This window comes from Leptolyngbya sp. FACHB-321, assembly GCF_014695975.1.
GTDB lineage: Bacteria > Cyanobacteriota > Cyanobacteriia > Leptolyngbyales > Leptolyngbyaceae > Stenomitos.
Genome location: NZ_JACJPI010000074.1, coordinates 1 through 17,485, shown reverse-complemented (window position 1 = coordinate 17,485; position 17,485 = coordinate 1). Strand labels below are relative to the sequence as shown.

Annotated in this window: 20 protein-coding genes; 11 read left to right on the top strand and 9 right to left on the bottom strand. The window is 50.0% G+C overall.

What is annotated here, in order from left to right; all coding sequences use genetic code 11:
- Positions 1–122 precede the first annotated feature (122 nt).
- Together rppA and H6F76_RS21095 are read left to right on the top strand one after the other, a co-directional pair.
- The gene (gene rppA / locus H6F76_RS21100) at positions 123–824 is read left to right on the top strand and encodes a two-component system response regulator RppA (RefSeq protein WP_190511275.1); all 702 of its coding nucleotides are present in this window, start codon (positions 123–125) and stop codon (positions 822–824) included.
- A gap of 132 nt (positions 825–956) precedes the next feature.
- Positions 957–2,237, top strand: coding sequence for an ATP-binding protein (locus H6F76_RS21095; RefSeq protein ID WP_190511273.1), 1,281 nt, complete (start codon positions 957–959; stop codon positions 2,235–2,237).
- A 209-nt stretch (positions 2,238–2,446) separates the two neighbouring features.
- On the opposite strand, the gene H6F76_RS21090 is transcribed toward H6F76_RS21095, so the two are convergent.
- Together H6F76_RS21090 and H6F76_RS21085 are read right to left on the bottom strand one after the other, a co-directional pair.
- Complete coding sequence (locus H6F76_RS21090) at positions 2,447–3,154, bottom strand: hypothetical protein (protein ID WP_190511265.1); 708 nt, start codon at positions 3,152–3,154, stop codon at positions 2,447–2,449.
- 158 nt (positions 3,155–3,312) lie between these two features.
- A complete protein-coding gene (locus tag H6F76_RS21085; protein ID WP_190511263.1) occupies positions 3,313–3,930 on the bottom strand; it encodes an alpha/beta fold hydrolase in 618 nt (205 codons plus the stop codon).
- Positions 3,931–4,188: 258 nt separating this feature from the next.
- Between H6F76_RS21085 and H6F76_RS21080 the strand changes: the two genes are divergently transcribed.
- Complete coding sequence (locus H6F76_RS21080) at positions 4,189–4,662, top strand: hypothetical protein (RefSeq protein WP_190511261.1); 474 nt, start codon at positions 4,189–4,191, stop codon at positions 4,660–4,662.
- A 251-nt stretch (positions 4,663–4,913) separates the two neighbouring features.
- Here H6F76_RS21080 and H6F76_RS21075 read toward each other — a convergent pair whose 3' ends face one another.
- The 3 genes from H6F76_RS21075 to H6F76_RS21065 all read right to left on the bottom strand — a co-directional run bounded on the left by H6F76_RS21075 (position 4,914) and on the right by H6F76_RS21065 (position 6,138).
- Positions 4,914–5,105, bottom strand: coding sequence for a YqaE/Pmp3 family membrane protein (locus H6F76_RS21075; RefSeq protein ID WP_190449001.1), 192 nt, complete (start codon positions 5,103–5,105; stop codon positions 4,914–4,916).
- A gap of 134 nt (positions 5,106–5,239) precedes the next feature.
- Positions 5,240–5,665 (bottom strand): hypothetical protein, encoded by a 426-nt coding sequence (locus H6F76_RS21070; protein WP_190511259.1) that lies wholly within the window; start codon positions 5,663–5,665, stop codon positions 5,240–5,242.
- Between the two features lie 71 nt (positions 5,666–5,736).
- Positions 5,737–6,138 carry an alr0857 family protein gene (locus H6F76_RS21065; RefSeq protein ID WP_190449003.1) on the bottom strand — a complete coding sequence of 134 codons (402 nt, stop codon included), beginning with the start codon at positions 6,136–6,138 and terminating at the stop codon, positions 5,737–5,739.
- Between the two features lie 163 nt (positions 6,139–6,301).
- On the opposite strand from H6F76_RS21065, the gene H6F76_RS21060 reads away from it, so the two are divergent.
- Positions 6,302–6,466 carry a hypothetical protein gene (locus tag H6F76_RS21060; protein WP_190511257.1) on the top strand — a complete coding sequence of 55 codons (165 nt, stop codon included), beginning with the start codon at positions 6,302–6,304 and terminating at the stop codon, positions 6,464–6,466.
- Positions 6,467–6,506: 40 nt separating this feature from the next.
- Positions 6,507–6,674: a hypothetical protein gene (locus tag H6F76_RS21055; protein ID WP_190511255.1), complete on the top strand. Its 168-nt coding sequence runs from the start codon at positions 6,507–6,509 to the stop codon at positions 6,672–6,674.
- Between the two features lie 123 nt (positions 6,675–6,797).
- Here the strand turns inward: H6F76_RS21055 and H6F76_RS21050 are convergent, their stop codons facing one another.
- Positions 6,798–7,922 (bottom strand): precorrin-8X methylmutase, encoded by a 1,125-nt coding sequence (locus H6F76_RS21050; RefSeq protein ID WP_190511522.1) that lies wholly within the window; start codon positions 7,920–7,922, stop codon positions 6,798–6,800.
- Positions 7,923–8,043: 121 nt separating this feature from the next.
- Here H6F76_RS21050 and H6F76_RS21045 point away from each other — a divergent pair, with 121 nt between their 5' ends.
- Complete coding sequence (locus H6F76_RS21045; RefSeq protein WP_190511253.1) at positions 8,044–9,951, top strand: heavy metal translocating P-type ATPase; 1,908 nt, start codon at positions 8,044–8,046, stop codon at positions 9,949–9,951.
- 127 nt (positions 9,952–10,078) lie between these two features.
- On the opposite strand, the gene H6F76_RS21040 is transcribed toward H6F76_RS21045, so the two are convergent.
- The gene (locus tag H6F76_RS21040) at positions 10,079–11,659 is read right to left on the bottom strand and encodes an FAD-dependent oxidoreductase (RefSeq protein ID WP_190511252.1); all 1,581 of its coding nucleotides are present in this window, start codon (positions 11,657–11,659) and stop codon (positions 10,079–10,081) included.
- Positions 11,660–11,753: 94 nt separating this feature from the next.
- Between H6F76_RS21040 and H6F76_RS21035 the strand changes: the two genes are divergently transcribed.
- Positions 11,754–11,924: a hypothetical protein gene (locus tag H6F76_RS21035; RefSeq protein ID WP_190511251.1), complete on the top strand. Its 171-nt coding sequence runs from the start codon at positions 11,754–11,756 to the stop codon at positions 11,922–11,924.
- A 66-nt stretch (positions 11,925–11,990) separates the two neighbouring features.
- Here the strand turns inward: H6F76_RS21035 and H6F76_RS21030 are convergent, their stop codons facing one another.
- Positions 11,991–12,368 carry a PH domain-containing protein gene (locus H6F76_RS21030; protein ID WP_190449009.1) on the bottom strand — a complete coding sequence of 126 codons (378 nt, stop codon included), beginning with the start codon at positions 12,366–12,368 and terminating at the stop codon, positions 11,991–11,993.
- Positions 12,369–12,799: 431 nt separating this feature from the next.
- Complete coding sequence (locus H6F76_RS21025; protein WP_190511250.1) at positions 12,800–13,639, bottom strand: AIM24 family protein; 840 nt, start codon at positions 13,637–13,639, stop codon at positions 12,800–12,802.
- 393 nt (positions 13,640–14,032) lie between these two features.
- Here H6F76_RS21025 and H6F76_RS21020 point away from each other — a divergent pair, with 393 nt between their 5' ends.
- The 4 genes from H6F76_RS21020 (at position 14,033) to H6F76_RS31140 (ending at position 17,267) form a co-directional block, all read left to right on the top strand.
- A complete protein-coding gene (locus H6F76_RS21020; protein ID WP_199322274.1) occupies positions 14,033–15,043 on the top strand; it encodes a chromate resistance protein ChrB domain-containing protein in 1,011 nt (336 codons plus the stop codon).
- Positions 15,040–16,230 carry a chromate transporter gene (locus H6F76_RS21015; protein WP_190511248.1) on the top strand — a complete coding sequence of 397 codons (1,191 nt, stop codon included), beginning with the start codon at positions 15,040–15,042 and terminating at the stop codon, positions 16,228–16,230. The genes H6F76_RS21020 and H6F76_RS21015 overlap by 4 nt, the downstream gene beginning before the upstream one ends.
- A gap of 483 nt (positions 16,231–16,713) precedes the next feature.
- On the top strand, positions 16,714–17,073 hold the full coding sequence (locus H6F76_RS21010; protein WP_190449013.1) for a hypothetical protein: 360 nt from the start codon (positions 16,714–16,716) through the stop codon (positions 17,071–17,073).
- A gap of 68 nt (positions 17,074–17,141) precedes the next feature.
- Positions 17,142–17,267, top strand: a complete 126-nt coding sequence (locus H6F76_RS31140; RefSeq protein ID WP_277881263.1) for a hypothetical protein — start codon at positions 17,142–17,144, stop codon at positions 17,265–17,267.
- Positions 17,268–17,485: the final 218 nt, after the last annotated feature.

Sequence of the window (17,485 nt, the reverse complement as noted above, 5' to 3'; positions counted from 1 at the left end):
AAGGCAGAGGGCTGAAGGGAAAAGGCAGAGGGCTGAAGGCTAAATTAACTCAAACCCCCTCACTCCTCACTCCTCACTCCTCACTCGCTACGATAGAGCAGAAAGAACCGTCACCGCGATCGATGTTGATTCTACTGGTGGAAGACGACTTAGCACAACTGGAACCCTTGCAGGCAGCACTCTTGCAAGCGGGTCATATTGTGGATGCGATCGCGGATAGTGAAACGGCACAGTGGCTCATGTCGCAAAAAGACTATGACTTGCTGATTCTTGACTGGATGTTGCCCCGCACGAGCGGCGTCGCCCTGTGCCAGCAGTATCGCCAGTCTGGTAAAACTGCGCCTGTCTTGATGCTAACGGCAAAAGATACGATCGCCGATAAGGTGACTGGGCTAGATGCTGGAGCTGACGACTACTTGGTCAAACCCGTTGATGTTGTAGAGCTACTGGCACGAGTGCGCGCCTTGCGACGGCGATCGCCTCTCTGGCAAGGCGATTTGCTGTCTCTAGAAGCCTTACGCCTGCATCTAAGCACCTTAACGTTAGAGTGCCATCAGATGACGACCCAACTCTCCAGCCGAGAATTTCAGTTGATGGAATACCTTATGCGTCACCCCCGACAGGTGCTCTCTCACGATCAAATCGAGCAAGCGCTCTGGGGCTGGGGCACCGAACCAGAAAGCAACGCTGTCACAACGCTCGTTCGTCGGCTGCGGCAGCGTTTGCAAGCCGTGAACGCCAAAGATTGGCTAGAAACGATCTACGGCATGGGTTATCGGTTACAGCCACCGGAGAGAGATAAGGAAATGGGGAGTGGGGAGTAGGAAATGGGAAAGAGAAGGCAGAGGGAGCAGAGGCAGCAGGGGAGGCAGAGAGAGAAAGCTTGAGTATTTTGTTTTAGCCTTTAGCCCTTAGCCTTTTCTAGTAATTAACAACTAACAACTTCTTGCCCTTCCATGTTTACCCGCAGTCGTCGCAATTTAGCTTACTGGTTTGCTCTCTCAATGGGGGGCATTCTTGTCCTGTTTGCAGGCGTGAGCTATTACTTAAGCGTCGAGGGTCAGCTACAAGCGTTTGACCAGGCGCTTTACAAGAAAAGTAAGGCGATCGCGTCTGGTGCAACAATTCGGCTGCACAGGGGGCAGTGGCAGATTGAGCCAGAAGAGGCACCGTGGCTGGGGAGCGATCGACTCTCACGCAGCAGTGATTTAGTTTACGTCCGTTGGTATAACGCGAAAGGCTATCTAGTCCGGTTTATTGGCTTACCTGCGCCCATACGCCTGACCGCAGTACCAGAGTTCCAAACGATCGCGATCGCTGACTTGCAGGGAGGTGAGCCGTCAAGCCAGTGGCTGCGTCAAATCACCCTCCCACTGCTACAGAATCAGCAATTGGTAGGCTATCTCCAGGTGGCGGAACCACTGACACCGCTTCGAGAAAGCCTCGATCGTGTGCGGCTCTATCTGGCATTGGGGGTGCCTGTCACGCTAGGTATCATCGGCATTACAGGCTGGTTTCTAGGTGGCATAGCCATGCAACCCACGCGGCGGGCATACGACCAGCTTCAACGGTTCACAGCGGATGCATCCCATGAGTTGCGGGCACCACTGGCAGCAGTGTTAAGTAATGCCCAGGTGGGGCTAATGTCCCCTGAGGACAGCGCACAACAGCACTTGCGGCTCGAAAAGATTGTCGAAACAGCGAAGTCGATGAGTGTGCTCATTGGTAATCTGCTGTTTCTCTCTCGCCGCGAAGGAGCGCTCGCTTTAGAGAGCTTAAAGCCTGTGGATTTAGTAGCATTACTGCGATCGCTCATCCATGACCAAACGGCTCAGGCAATTGCACAAGGGCTAACCTTTACTAGCCAGCTACCAGAGCAAGCAGTCACGCTGAACGCTGACCCAGATTTGCTTAAGCAAGCTGTAACCAACCTTCTTAGCAATGCCTTCAAATACACACCGTCAGGCGGCAATGTACAGTTGCGCCTTTCAACCATGTCACGCCATGCCATCATTCAGGTCGAAGATAACGGTATCGGCATCCCTGCGGCGGATTTGCCCCATATTTTTGAGCGCTTCTATCGCGTAGATACAGCACGATCGCGGCAAACAGGTGGCTTTGGTTTAGGGCTGGCGATCGCACAACAAATCATCACCGCACACCGAGGACGCATCACCGCTACCAGCACTGTGGAAAAAGGTTCAACCTTTCAAATCGAGCTACCGCTTAAAGGATGAGCAGTCATCAAGTGCAATGTCTCTAGCAATGGAACTTGTTTAATCCTGACTCACACAATCAAACTCTTCTAGCTAGAAGCGATCAACCTACTATCAGCCATATATCATCTTCTCACTAACACCTGCAAGCGAACTTAATCTACAACATTAGAAAGTAAGAGCTTGTAGAAGATCCAATTACAGTATGTTGATGCTCTCGCATCAACATATTACTCAACTGAATACGGCTTTACAGCAACCTGCCAAACATGGTTCACTTTCTGTACATCAAGATCAGGAATAGTTTTAAGTAGCTCTATTAGTTTGATACCAGGACACATACTTTTTACTATAGCTTTGATCGGTTGCTGATAGTAATCGTAAAATTTTCTGCTTAATACCGTGATAAGTACAAACTTTTTCGGATTGTTTTCTGATAGATTCTTGATGATTTTCATCAAAGCTATCTCTAAGTCATTTACTGATTTAATCTCAGTTGGCATACTTGAGCAGTGTTCTGATTTTAGAGGAGCTTGACAGCATGAACTTTCTTCAGTGCTCTCGGCTTTCATCCTTTTCAGCAGCCCGTCAATTTTTAGCAGTCGCTCGCTTTTATAATATGTAGTAGTGATTGGCGGCTGTTGAAAATCAGGGACTATTCTTTGAAGAAGAGCTACATAGAACTGTTGAGGTATTGGGCTACTGTAAATCGAAAAGCGTCTGCTACTTTTGAGTAGACTCCTCAATCCGTCACTATAGCCTTGAATTTTTATTTTCTCTTCAAGCGATATTCCATACTGGTTATGAAATAACTTAGCGAGCCTAGCCACACTAATCCAAGAGTTACCGCTTCTTTCAAGTTCAAGAACGATTAAACTTTCCAGTTCTTCGAGTAGCTGTTGCAAAGATGAAGACAGCTTTTGATTAGACTTGTCCATTATGTTGAACTGCACTTGATAGCAATTGTTTAGTGCCGTACAGCTACAAGTGCATCGTTCAACATTTCATTGTTCTTTAAGTGTGGTTTCCCTCACCGAGAAATCCCTGACTTATTTAGATAGCTTTATTGTTCCTTCATTCTTTGAGCCCACTACTTTCAGCGCAAGCTCTTGACTGTCACGGGTTCAGCTAGTGCAGTAGCGACGGCTTTAAGGCTTTGGGGATGAGACACCATATCGCGGTGGAGGGGCACCCAAACTTTAACGTCTTGACCAACCGGCACTTGTGAGCTGCTGGCGGGCACAATCATGGCATCAAGTGGCGTCCAGATGGAGGTGAAGTTGAGTTGGTCGAGCGTTTTAATGTCTCGATTCAAGTCGTGCAAAAAGGGATGGTTAGGACGCATTTGCATACAGCCTAGTCGTAGAGAACCATAGGCAACCCAGGTGCCATTATGGGGTGATGAGAGGGTGAGGAATCGCTGCACACGATCGAGTCCACCCAAGCGCTGAAGATAATAACGACCAATGATGCCACCCATGCTAAACCCAAGCAAATCAAAGGGGGTGCCGGGGGCAAAGGTGCGATCGGCATAATCTGCAACCTGCTGGGCTAGAGAAGTCAGACAGGCATCACCATTGTTGGGCGTGAGGTTGAGGTCGTGCGTTTCCCAGCCTAAACTGTTGAGGTAGCGAGTCATCGGGCGAAAAATCGTGCCTGTATCCCAGATACCATGAAGGAGAAGAACGGGATGCTTGGGTATTGAAGGGTTCATTGCGTGTGCTGCGTACTCATGTCTTGAGTCTAGATCGAGGGAGAGGGCAGGCGCGATCATAATAGGACAGACAGGCAAATGGTCTAAAGCGGTGAACGTAATTAATAAAAGCCAGCAAAAACAATTAATAAATCGCAACACTAGCCCTTATGTACGCCTAAAACCGCGATAATTTGAGTCTGGTAGTGAGGCTTAATAGAAAAACCTTTTACCAACCGTTGCGCGAGTACGTCGGTACGCATTTCAGGAGCAGTTGCAATGAGCAGTTTTGTCAATCTTCTCAAAAATATAGTGTCTGGTCTTTTTTCCTTTCTCGGTGGACTGGTTGGCTCCAAAAAATCTCAGGAGGCGATCGCAGAAGCTGCGCCTAAGCCACGCAAAGCCCGGAACTCTGGCTATTTCCTAGAGCTTGACGATGCAAAAGGTGTTGGTAGTGCTGCCACTCCTGCACAAGCGTCGAAGCAGCAACCTGCTAAAGCAGAACCCATTAAAGCGGAACCTGCTAAAGCAGTGGTGCAGTCAAATCAGGTTAAACCCCCTGTTGTAGCTGAACCCAAACCAGCACCTAAACCTGTAGCGGCAAACGCAGCCTTAAACCTGCCGCAGCCGACAGTGACTACCTTTGCGCCTAAGTATTTGGCCTCTAACGGTAGCTCGAATGGTCGTCGTCGTCCTGGTGCAAATATGTCGTCCTTCCTAGATATGGCACGGCAAATTAAGACTGCGGATTGAAGCTTTTAGCTTGCAGCCGTGAGTGCGATCGCTGATTCTGAAATAAACCGACAAAAGCGCTGGAGAATTCGCTTAAGACTCTCCAGCGCTTTTGATTTCTATATTTGTTTTGATAGCTAGCAAATTGCTAGTAGCTACCTTTGCTGCTCAATCGTAGCCCCATCATTTGCTAAAAAGAGATGCAGGAGCTTTGTCTTCAACAGAAGCGCTCACAGTTTAACTAAGCCTTTACGCGAAGCTCTCTCTGTGCTTTAGTAAGCACCGCGATCAACAGCCGCGTGTTCATACGACTTCAGCACAACCCACAGCGCATGAATGATGCCAGGAACATAACCCAACACTGTAAGACCGACATTAATTAGAAGAGCGAGACTCAAACCGGATGTCAGAAAGACACCGAGGGGCGGTAGGAGGATAGCCGCAATGATTCGTAGTATTTTCATAAGCTTCAGTAACCTGCTATTTAAAAACAGCCTTGATTACTTGATTGTCGCGGCAAGCAACGCTTATCAACCTCCCTCTCAAGAGCTAAAAGCAGGGGTTAACTGTAGCGACGCATCTTTTTGGGTGGGCAACTTTACGGCAATGGGTGTAAATCTGGCTCAACCCAGTTCGTGCGGGCTTCCCAAGACAGGAGACGATCGCGGCTGTAATAGTGGAACGGTAGCGTTGGGTCATTACAGCGTTCAAGAAATTGATTGATCGCATCCAGCGCTAAACGAGAGACTCGACGATCGGCTAGATACCACTGCCCAACCCAAAGCCAGAACAGCGTAATCGTTTCGTGATAGCCACTGTTTTTGGTTTGCTGAATGCCTTGTGCAGCGTTGTACTGCTGAATGCCATCACGCATTCGATCAATCGCCTCAGACGGAGCATAGTGAGCCAGATACCACAAAGCAAGGGTGAGATGGGCTGTATGCGTCCACTGCGATCGCGGCAAGGTGTGCTGCTCAAACGCTTGCACTAAGGCTTTGATTTGGTTACACGTCTGGTATGTCATAGATACAGATTGAATCGACCAGCAAAGGGAGAAGCGTTGAAGGAAGCGAGCGCTTCTTTCAACGCCCTGTTTTAGCGTCCATCGCCGATTGCCATGGATGAGGCATGCAGTTGTGTTAGTTGCCAGAGCTTGTAGATAAAGAACTCCGCACGATCGGAGCAAGCTGTGAGAAACATCCCTTCGTGCGCGTCATGATGTTCCGCAATCCAGCTTCCTTGTAGGCTGATTTCTACAAACGCATGATCAACAGTTGTCACCGTGATGGTTTGGCTACGATCGAGCTTCAGCGTTAGTTCTAGATGCGACAGGCTAGGCGCATCCGCAGGCAGCAAAAAAGCAGCTTGGCTGGGTTCGATGTAGAGTTTTTGTCCGGCACGCACTGCCAACAGCACTCGTTGTGCAATCAGCACATCTAAAGAAGCGGTCATCCGCTCCAGGTGTAACCCGTCCTCGATATAGGTCAGCTTTAACATCCTGCTTGCCTCCTAAAAAACAACCCCCGCCTCTGGTTATCCAAAAGCGGGGGTCAATAGCGTCAGTCCGTACTGGTTGCCTTATGTTGGTGCAGGATTATGCCTACACCGCCCGCTTTGCATTGATCGATCCAAAAGAAGCCCAGAAAGAAACCACTTCGCAATGGTGATTATCGTGCCTGTAATCGCTGGAGCCTTGCCCATTGACAGCACAGACTCGCCCTTAAACTTAAGCCGCACGACGATTGCTGCCGAACCGCTATCGGGTCGCTGCTGCATCGCGCTATATAAGTTCAATAAGGGTGTGCTGATCATGGAATGGCTCTGACAAAAACTTACTTTGTACATACTACACGTGTAGTATTGCGATGTCTACTCTCTGGGACAAAAATTTTGAGGCAAAATTAGCCAAAGCTAGCTACACCATGAGACTTTGCCATTCCGGAGATAACGGCAAGAACTTTGAGGTAATAGCGGTTAGCGGTCAGCGGTTAGCAGTCAGCGGTCAGACGGTAGACATTCAAGTGGGCTGTTAATTCAAATTGCAACCGATGCTGTAGGTGCAAACGGTGGTTCGCTCTGCCCAAATTTACACCTCTAAGCAACATCTAAAAAAGCTGATAGCTGATAGCCGACAGTTGATAGCTAATTGCCATCCCTCAAGCTTTGCTCAAATAACAGTGGCAATCAGGCTTTTCAAGAAGAGAAGCGGCGATCGCGTTTAAGGCTACGGTTGCTAGCAGTCCACCGCCGATCGTGCCTTCCAGTGTGATAAAGGGCACACCACCTTGCATACCGACTTGCATCAACTGTCGCTTGGCAGCAGGCGCGTGGCTAAAGCCGATCGGCATACCGATGACGAGAGCGGGACGGAGCTGTTGGGTGGCAATCGCCTCACATACTGCAAACAGCACTGAAGGCGCGTACCCAACCACCATAATGCAGCCATCCGGCAAGTCGCATAGTCGCGCCTTCCACTCTGAATGCTGCCAAAATGCTTGTTCTGCCTCGGCGGCACTGGTGATATGGCAGTCATCTACCAAGGTTTCGGTCGTACAACCGAGATGGGCGAGACGAGTATGATCGAGCGCAGCGTGAACGATGGGAACGTCTGCCACAATACGACAGCCTGCTTTAAGAGCATTCCGGCTAGCAGCGATCGCCCCTTTACCTACTTTCACAAACGGCACTAAGCTCACATCCCCGCACGCCAGCACTAGCTTTGAAAGCAAATCAACTTCAATCTCGGAGCGATCGGATAGATCAGGTAACAGCCGCTCCAGCGATTCTTGAAACGCTTCAGGATGGGCATGAACAGCTGCATCTAACCCACCCCAGAGTTGTTCTAGCCCATCTAGCCGCGTCTGGGTTTCGACTTCTAGAAGCTTGAGTTGAGCGATCGCCTCTGCCTGTACGTGCTGGCACTGCTGATCACGCCCCAGCAAGCCTTCTAACGCCGATGCCGTTTGCCGTAGGTGGGCAATCTGCTGAATGATCGATCGATATTGCTGTTGAAGCTGCACCATCAAGGTTCCAGCCGTGTCGGTTTCTGGCTCACTTTCTAGCAGCTTATGAATGTGAGAGAGCTGAAAGCCTTGCTGCTTGAGCGCCACAATGCGTTGAAGCCGCTGCACATCCCGTTGGCTATACAGGCGATAGTTACCGGACGATCGAGCTGGCTGTGGCAGCAACCCCAACTGATGGTAATGCCGCACCATGCGAGGCGAGATACCACACCCAACGGCATCCGTTAGTTCTTTAATCGTTAACGATCGGTCAACCATCGCGTCATCCTCTGTCCTCTGCCTTCCACCCTCTACCTTCTGCCTTTTGCCCCTGCCTTTTTTCTTGACATTAACATCAATGTCAAGGTTTAGCGTGTAGGAGTCTTCCCGTTTGATCGCCATGCTGTACCCCTCGCGCTTAACCCAACTCGCTAAAAACCACGCTGATGTTGTTGCTGCTGCCCTCTGCGGTGTACTGCTGCTGTTTGGCTGGTTCACCTTACATATCGGGTGGGTAGGGCTAGCGCTCTTGCTGCTGCCTGCTGCGTATGTTGTTGGTGGCTACGAGAGTGCTTGTGAAGGGCTGACCACTCTCTTCCAGGAAAAAGAACTGGATGTGGATTTGCTGATGATTATGGCAGCGCTGGGGGCAGCAGGTTTGGGCTTGTGGCAACGCGAATACTCGTTCATTGTGGATGGGGCAACGCTGATCCTCATTTTTGCCATTAGTGGCGCGCTAGAAGGGTATGCGATGCGGCGCACTGAGCGAAGTATTCGCAGTTTGATGAGCCTCACGGCTGATACGGCGAGAGTGCTGCGGGACGGACAGGAAGCGTTGATGCCCGTCAATACATTGCAGGTGGGCGATCGCGTGCTCGTCCGACCTGGAGAGTTGATTCCCACCGATGGCGTGATCCAGGAAGGGTATAGCACGCTCAACGAGGCAGCCATTACAGGCGAATCGATGCCTGTTGAGAAGGCGATCGGGGATACAGTCTTTGCTGGCACCCTTAACGGACATGGCGCACTCAAGCTCACAGTGCATCAACCACCTGAAAGCAGCTTGATTCAGCGCGTCATTCGTCTGGTCGAACAAGCTCAAACTGAAACGCCGCCTTCACAGCAGTTTATTGAGCGGTTTGAACGCGGCTATGCCAAGGTGATTGTGCTCGCAGGCATTCTCTTAGTGCTGCTGCCACCCTTTCTGCTGGGCTGGAGTTGGGAAACGACCATTTATCGAGCGCTGATTTTTTTGGTGGTGGCGTCGCCCTGTGCACTGATGGCGGCAACAATGCCAACGCTGCTGTCGGGCATTGCGAATGGAGCTAGACAGGGCATTCTGTTCAAAAATGGCGCACAGTTAGAACTAATCGGGCAGGTACGGGCGATCGCCTTCGACAAAACAGGTACGCTCACCCTCGGTCAGCCCGAAGTCTACAAGGTCATCGCCGCCGATGGCTATGCTGAAGCCGACGTGCTCAAGGTTGCCGCTGCGCTGGAATCCAGTTCGGAGCATCCCCTCGGAGACGCGATCGTGCAAGCGGCACAAGGCTTGCAATGGACTGCTGCAACGGATGTGCAGGCATTTCCTGGTAAAGGTATTGTTGGCACCTATCACCAGCAAACGGTAACGGTTGGCAACGCAAATTTTGTTAGCCAGACGACGCAGCTTTCTCAATCGCTCATTGAAACAGCGCAGGTTCTAGAGCAGGATGGCAAAACGGTCGTTTGGGTCGCTCAAGGGCAGCAGGTGATGGGGTTGATTGCAGTTGCGGATCGCCTGCGTCCTCATGTTGCTGAAATGATCGCCCGCTTACGAGCGCTGGGCATCGAACAAATCGTGATGCTGACAGGCGACAACGAGCGCACCGCGCAAAGTATAGCGCAGTCTTTGGGACTGGATCAGGTCTACGCTAACCTGCTGCCAGAAGACAAGCTACACGTCATTAAGCGCTTACAGCAGCAGTATCAACACGTTGCCATGATTGGCGATGGCATTAACGATGCGCCTGCTTTGGCTCAAGCATCCGTCGGCATTGCGATGGGTATTGCTGGGAGTGATGTAGCGCTCGAAACCGCCGACATTGTGCTGATGAGCGATCGCCTGGAAAAGCTGGAGCAAGCCATTACTTTGAGCCGACGATCGCAGCGGGTAGTGAAGCAAAATATTGTGTTTGCGATCGGCTTCATCCTACTGCTGTTGCTTGCCAATTTCGGTGGCAACATCACCTTACCGCTAGGCGTAATCGGACACGAAGGCTCAACCGTTATCGTTACCCTCAGCGGTCTTCGGTTGCTTAAGGGTTGAGGGCAGAAGGCAGAGGGCAAAAGGCTGAAAGCTGAAGGCTAAAAGTTTTAAGTTGTGAATCACTCTGTTTCCCTATCCCTTTGCTTTCCCAGCCCCCTTGCTTCCTAGATCTCGCCTTTGGCTTCCATCACGCAATCATCATAAGTGACTCAAAATCTTGCAACCGAGTCGCCTCCAGCGCGTAGCTTTGACCGTAAATGCGCGGCAGTTTCCCCGTTGTTGCTAGCACTTGTCTAACTTCGCCATTGGTGATGGATGCTAGCGTGCGATTACTGGTGAGCGCGATCGCAGCCGCAATGCCAAGACCATGACCCACAGCCGTATTGAACTCCACAATTCTGCCTGCGGAACAGGCATAGCCATCAAAGCCTGATGCTGGGCTAACGACTGCCAGGTTGGGTACTGCCCGAAGCAGCGCATGGCGAATGCCAATGTTAAATAGCGGCGGATGATGAAACGAAATGCTGCTCATACCTTTTGCCGTTGCTTTGTTGCCCAAGCCTGTAATGCCACCCCGCACATCCAGGTAATAGCCAAACGTGCCGATCGCGCTGGCAGCGGGTACACCCCCAAACAGCATCTGAGCACCACTCAGAGGCTCTACAGCGCCTTGAATATTACCCGCATGGCGAATGTAAAGCTCTGATGCAGGCTTCACCACCGTTGCGCCAAAACTTTTTAGCCATTTGGTCACAAAGCTCATTTCCTCCAGCATGGCAGGCGTAGGTTTGGCGGCTCCCCGTGCCAGCGCCTCTGACTGGGCACCGCTGACATAAAACATGAGCGCATTCCACGAAAGGCGACCGCCAGGCAAAATGGCAATGTTTGCGTGATCCAGCAGCACGCCACTTTCAGGCAAAAACATTTTTTTGCCGCGAAAAGCGTGATAGGTCACAGAGAGGGCTTGACTGCGGACATCTGCGTGGTCTTGCCCCACGTACATGGTGCGGAGCCTACCCTGTTCATCAGCAAGGCTTCTACGGATTTGATTAATCAGAGCCGGGTCAGCACCAGCAGCGATCGCAATGTAGCGTTGTGCCTCCGTATCGTAGGGATTGGTGAAGCGTTTGAGATAGCTTAGCTCCACCTCTTTCAGCCGTTGAAGGCTCAAGCCCTGGCTTTCAAATGCCAGCGTCACGGGTAACTCTGAATCGGGCAACCCAAAGGTGCCAAAGCCCTGAAACTTCGGCACGCCTGCCGCTTGAGCCAGTTCTGCATTAACGCTGGAGTCGATAAACTGCTTGCCCAAAAAGATATTGCCGTTAGCAAGGTGAATACCCGTCAACGCTGCACCATCCTTTAGCACAGACTGAATTTGCACGCGACTGATGATGTCAGCGCCAACCTCGCTCAACATGGCACGCAGCGCAGCATCCGCTTTGCGTGGATCAAGCCCGATTTGTGTCACGCCCGATCGCTGCAAAAACTCTTGATAGATGGCAGCTGGCTCACCAAAGGTTGGCAACTGATACGCCTGACGGATATCAGCCGGAATGGTGGAGCGATCGAGATATGCCAAGCCTCCCCGTACCAAATGCCCGCCAACGCCCTCTTGGGAATTACCCTTGAACATCAGCAGCGTTCGCAGTGCTTTACCCGTGCGACGACGATACTCCCTAGCAGCACTGACCAGCGCTAGCACACCAGGCACTTCATCACCAAAGCCAATCACATCGTAGGAACGGGGCGGTTGTGTAGCAGCAGTCATAGTTGCACGGCAAGAAGAAATGACACGTTAGGAAACACAGAATAACCGATGTCTTTCGGAAAGCACCAAATTCTCTTTATTTTCTTCCGCTGCTTTGTGGCAGCGATCGTTACCCATTCGTCTAGCCAAAGTAAAGGTTTTCACGCTGGTTGCTCGGCTCTACGAAGCAGAAGAATACAGGGGGGAAGCGATCGTCCAATCCCAATTGGAAGCGCTAATGCTAACGGCTGAACAGGTGTTGCGATCACAAAGATACGCTCGTTAAAAAGCGACTCAACGTAATGAATCAAGCAATCGTATGGCTTTCCCCTTCCGTACCGTGTCAACTCATTTATGCCAAGACATACTTACTAATCACTTTGTTGAACGCAATCACATCAAAGTTGCCTCGTATTTCAAAACGAATCTTGCCAATAGAGCTGATATAGATCTCTATTTCACAATCTCGCTCAAGAGTACCTGAACTTTCTACCGAAAATGTTTGTATTTTGCTGTAGGGGATCGATGTGTAATCAACCTTTTTGCCAGTCAATCCTTGTACATTGGCAGCAATAATTCGCTTGCTAGTAAAGACAAGTTGATCACGCACGGTCTTGAATACTGCCAGCACTGTTTCGTCTTCAAGAAGGAAGTTGCTGATCGGTTTAAGCATTTGATCGACCGCGATCGGTTCGAGCTTGAACAAGACACTTTCCTGAAAATCGATCACAGCAACCTCCTATCGCCGATGAGCTATCGAGAGTTTGTGTATTTTAGCTGATCGTACTTGGCAGCTTGTAACTAAAGCCTAAAGGTGTAGAATTTTACGCCCAAATCGAACCTACAAGCTCGGCGATTAAGAATTAGCGATCGCTACGCTAACTATATGTGAACGATTCCATCTCACAAACGTATAGGACAGGCGTTTTCACCCTACTTGCTTACTGACGTTTGATTGATGATCTTAACGTTGCTCATCACCCGCCACAGATAACCTTTGAATGTCAACAGATAACTTCTAGACGGTCGGCGTGCATGGTCGTTGTTAGACTGCGGTCACTGGCTTCAAGCATGAGCATGGTGCGTTCCCAGAAATCTACCAATGGATTAGCAAGAGTTATATTAAGGAACGCGCCCTACAAGTTACGATCGCACTTATGTTTATTGAGTGGGTAGAAAGCCCATGCGATCGTACACTGGCTGAGTGGGAGCAACCCACACTTTGCCAGTTCCTTGAAATGTTTGCAGCACCCCTTCCCCGCTGGTAATGGCTCCTAAAAACGAATTAGAAGCTCGCTCGACGCTGAATCGTACGCCTTCAGTACGCAGCAAGGCAAATGAACCGTCTACCTGAAGCGTTTCGTTATTGAGCGACAGGGAAAGAATTTCAGATTGAGGAACGGGAATGCGAAAGACGACAATGCCTGCACCGCTGACTTTGGTTTGATAGCGACCTTCTCCGCCTGCCACTCGTGCCGAGAAGCTCTCGACTTTGTGTGCCTCGACTTTTATTGCATCTTCGCAGCAGCAAAACAAACCTTGATCGGCGTACAGCGTTTGGTTGTTAAGCTGCATCAGCCAGTAGTGCCCAAAGGTTGGCTCCAGATAAATTTCGCCTGTGCCTCGGTAAAGCGGCTTGAAGATGGTTTCTCCTGTACGGGCAGCGGCGATCGCGCCTTTCATGAAGCTACCAACGCCACTGCCTGCGCCCGTCGAACTTTCCATGCTGATCCGACCTTTGAGGAATTGCAGCGCTCCAGGCTCAGTGCGAACGGCATCGTTGTCGAGGCGGATACGCAACTGTCGAAGATGTACCCCCGCCCGATTGAGCGTGTAAAGCTGCTCAGCAATGGCAAAGTTTTCGCTGCCTGCCAGTGGCTTGTATTCTAAAAGCTCGATGGTCGTGCCACCGCGCGAAACAGTTTGCGTGACTTGGAAAGGAAGATTCGATTCAGGATTGCTCATTGGGTACTTTAGCAATTCAGCAGGTTTGTTGCTCACATATTCAGAATAGGGTTGTTATTTTTGTTTGTCAGTTATTTTGGTTGTGGCTACACCTCATAATCAAAGGTGCGTCATGACGCACCTTACAAAGTTGCGATCGCACTATAAGATCGACGATCGCACTTACCACACAGGCTATTTTTCAATAGCCAAATCTTGAATGCTCCTCAAGAATTCTGCAACGGCTACCAAAACCCGAAACGCAAACAGGCTAACGACCCCAATCACCCGCCGTAGACAAACCTTGGTGCTCAAAAGATAACCTCTTGGCAGCCAGTGTGCATTGGGTTTGTTAGCTATTGGTTGATGTGGCTGACCATATATTTAAGCAACAGATGTTGCAATTTGCAGTTGCATTCGTTACTCTTCTTTCGGGCTGGAGCTACTGCTTTGAGTTGGTTAGTTTTTACCTATTCTCTACCATCCAAATCGTCTTCCAGTCCACGGGTCACTTTGTGGCGACGGTTGCGGCGAATTGGAGCGATCGCCCTAAGTGGCGTACAGGTTTTGCCTGAGCAAGAGGATTGTCTGGAATCGTTTCAATGGTTGGCTCAAGAGGTGCAACAGGCAAAGGGAGAAGCACTGATCATGCGGGTAGAGTGGTTTGAAGGCGTGAGTGATCAAGACATCATCAATCGGTTTCGTCAGGCTCGCCAGGAGGACTATGCAGGACTAGAGACGAAGCTGGTGGAGTTAGAGAGCGCCTTGACAGACCTGGATGAAACTGTCGATGACCCCGAAGGGGGAACTGCTTCACAACGCACTTCAATTCGCGACGCCCTAGAAAAGCTCTACAAGCACCATGCCGAAATTCGCCAAATCGATTTCTTTGACTGTCCTGAACAGGAGAGGATCATAGCGCGCCTCAAGCAGCTGACTCAATCACTCCTCCCACAACGTCCTGCTGTAAACATTACTCCCCAAGCGATCGAACAGTATCGTCATGTCCAGTGGGTAACAAGACCTCAACCTCATGTCGATCGTCTAGCTTGTATCTGGCTAATTCGACGCTTTATTCATCCTGAAGCTGTGATTCGCTATGCCAAAACTGCCAAAGATCGCGAAATTTCCTTTGATATGAATCAAGGTGAGTTTCGCCATCAGGGCAATTTGTGTACGTTTGAGGTCATGGTGAAATCCTTTGGTCTGAAGGAGTCAGGATTGCAAACGATCGCAGAAATTGTCCATGAAATTGATCTGCGGGATGGGCTGTACTTGCACCCTCAAATTGCAGGTGTTGATGCTTTATTACGCGGTTGGTTGCTGGCTGGTTTTAGCAACGCGGCATTGGAAGCTCATGGAATTGCGCTATTTGAGGGGCTATATGCCGACTGTTTGCAGAAAGCTTCTAAAGCAGCCACTCAATCAGATCTTCAAACTCGCTCTACTCAAAAACCATGACGGCTCCTAACCCTTTAACCACTCATCAACCAGACTATTCTCTCAAACAACTGACTCAGTATTTTCTAAAACTAGGCACGCTAGGCTTTGGTGGACCGATCGCACTGGTTGGCTACATGCATCGGGACCTGGTAGAAGAGCGCCAGTGGATGTCTGAAGCGGAATATCAAGAAGGCTTAACCCTGGCTCAAGTAGCTCCCGGTCCACTGGCGGCACAGTTGTCGTTTTACCTGGGCTACGTTCACTATGGCATTTTAGGTTCTGCACTGGTCGGCATTGCCTTTGTCCTGCCGTCATTTTTGATGGTCGCTGCGCTGGGATGGGCGTATACCCTTTATGGTGGTTTGAGTTGGATGCAGGCAGTATTCTATGGTGTTGGAGCGGCTGTGATTGGCATCATTGCCATTAGTGCTTATAAATTGACGCGCAAAACTGTTGGTAGGGACTGGTTGCTGTGGGGCATTTTTCTGGTCAATGCCGCTGCAACGATTGTTACAGAGTCAGAACGAGTGGAGCTAATTTTAGCTTCAGGGTTCCTCGTTTTGCTCATTAAATTCCCGCCTCAAAATTGGTTCAAGCAAAATCGACTGAACAGTTTCATTGGAGTGTCGCTCGTACCGTTTCTGGCAACAGTGCCGCCTGCTCCACCTGAGCTGCTTGGGCAGATTGCCCTATTTTTTGCAAAAGCAGGCGCATTTGTGTTTGGCAGTGGTTTAGCTATCGTCCCTTTTTTATATGGCGGAGTGGTAAAAGACTTCAATTGGCTCAATACTCAACAGTTTCTTGATGCGGTTGCCGTTGCCATGATTACACCGGGACCCGTCGTGATTACAACAGGCTTTATTGGCTTTCTCGTGGCAGGTTTTCCCGGAGCTTGTGTAGCTGCGATCACCATGTTCATTCCCTGCTACCTGCTCACCATCATCCCGGCTCCTTATTTCAAGAAGCACGGCAAGAACCCTGGGATTTCTGCATTCGTCAATGGTGTAACTGTTGCTGCAACTGGGGCGATCGCGGGAGCCGTTGTAATTTTGGGACGGCAATCCCTGCGGGACATTCCAACGCTCTTGATTGGGCTTGTTACGCTAATCGCGTTGTGGAAGCTCGGCAAAAAGCTACCAGAGCCTGTAGTTATCATGATTGCAGCGATCGCCGGGCTAGTTTTGTACCCACTCATACATCCATAGACATGATGAAAAGGATGACTGCCACTTTTTAGATGGATGGCTAACGGTTCTGTTAAGCGGATGTGAATAACCTTTGCATCTACACCAGTGCCTTTGGCAGTCTGCTTCAACAGAATTGTTAGACACTCAGCTCAATATCTTAAAATATTTCCTCTTTTAAGTGAAACGTTCGTAAGTATATATACGTATCCTGAAGCCCTGCTTATCAGCAACTCACTCTTTATGCCTTGCAAAGATTAGGTAGTATCCAACAGGTTCGTGGAGGGTGTCTAACGGCACAGTTCAATGACTGCAAGTAACCTTTGCCACGCCACCAACACTTATAAATAGCGCGTTGCAGCGACGTGCTAGCTTGCGCTCTTTAGCGATCGCCCGTTGGAGCAACATCTGTCACAACACAGATATAGTTTTCTGCGATGACTATAATATTTTCTACATCCATAAGTTTAGCGAATGGGTTCTGCCTTCGCTCTTTAGCCAACCATGTCTCACGATTCTTCATCAGCGCGATCGCCCCTGGTTAAAACCATTCTGGTTCTCTGCCTCAGCCTACTGAGCCTATTTGTAATGCTTCTAACCGCTGGCATGATGGCTATTTGCAGTTTCTTTATTACCAATCCTGACCTCTATCCCGGTGACATCAGCGAGCGTGCGGCAATCTATCTTGGTTTCATGGCTGTCGGAGGCTGTTTATTGGAGTGGGTCTTTGTTTGGCTGTTGGTTCGCTATCGCTGGATGGCTCGTTCAACTGGGAAGTGGTTAGTGTACTGTAGCTGGGCAATCGCCGCTTTGAATGGTGTGCTGTTGCTCATTCCTTTAGTCGCCTGGAAGAGTACGCTCTAGCCGATGCAAAGTGGATATTTATGGCACTGGAGCGATCTCTGAGACGCTAACGCTGTGGGACTTGAGACTTGGGCGATCGCCTCGATGAGCGCAACCTCTTGCTGTGGGGGCGATCGCCCCTCACTGATACCGTTGAAGTACCGGGGTCTTCAGCTTCCCAACCCCTCGATAACCCTATTGCGAAAGCTGGCTAACGACCAAGCTCACCGGACGCAGACAACCTTTGCAACTCAACCACTTAACTTGACACGTTCCGGTGCAGCGACTGGTCAGACTCACGGCGTATTCTACTGCTGTGAATAAATTGACTTATACCCTCAACTAGCTCAGGCACAACTGGCAGCGTTGGATCAGAATAGGAAGCATTTTGCTGTTCAGGGTCTAATGCAACAGCTTTTAAGACGTGATTCAT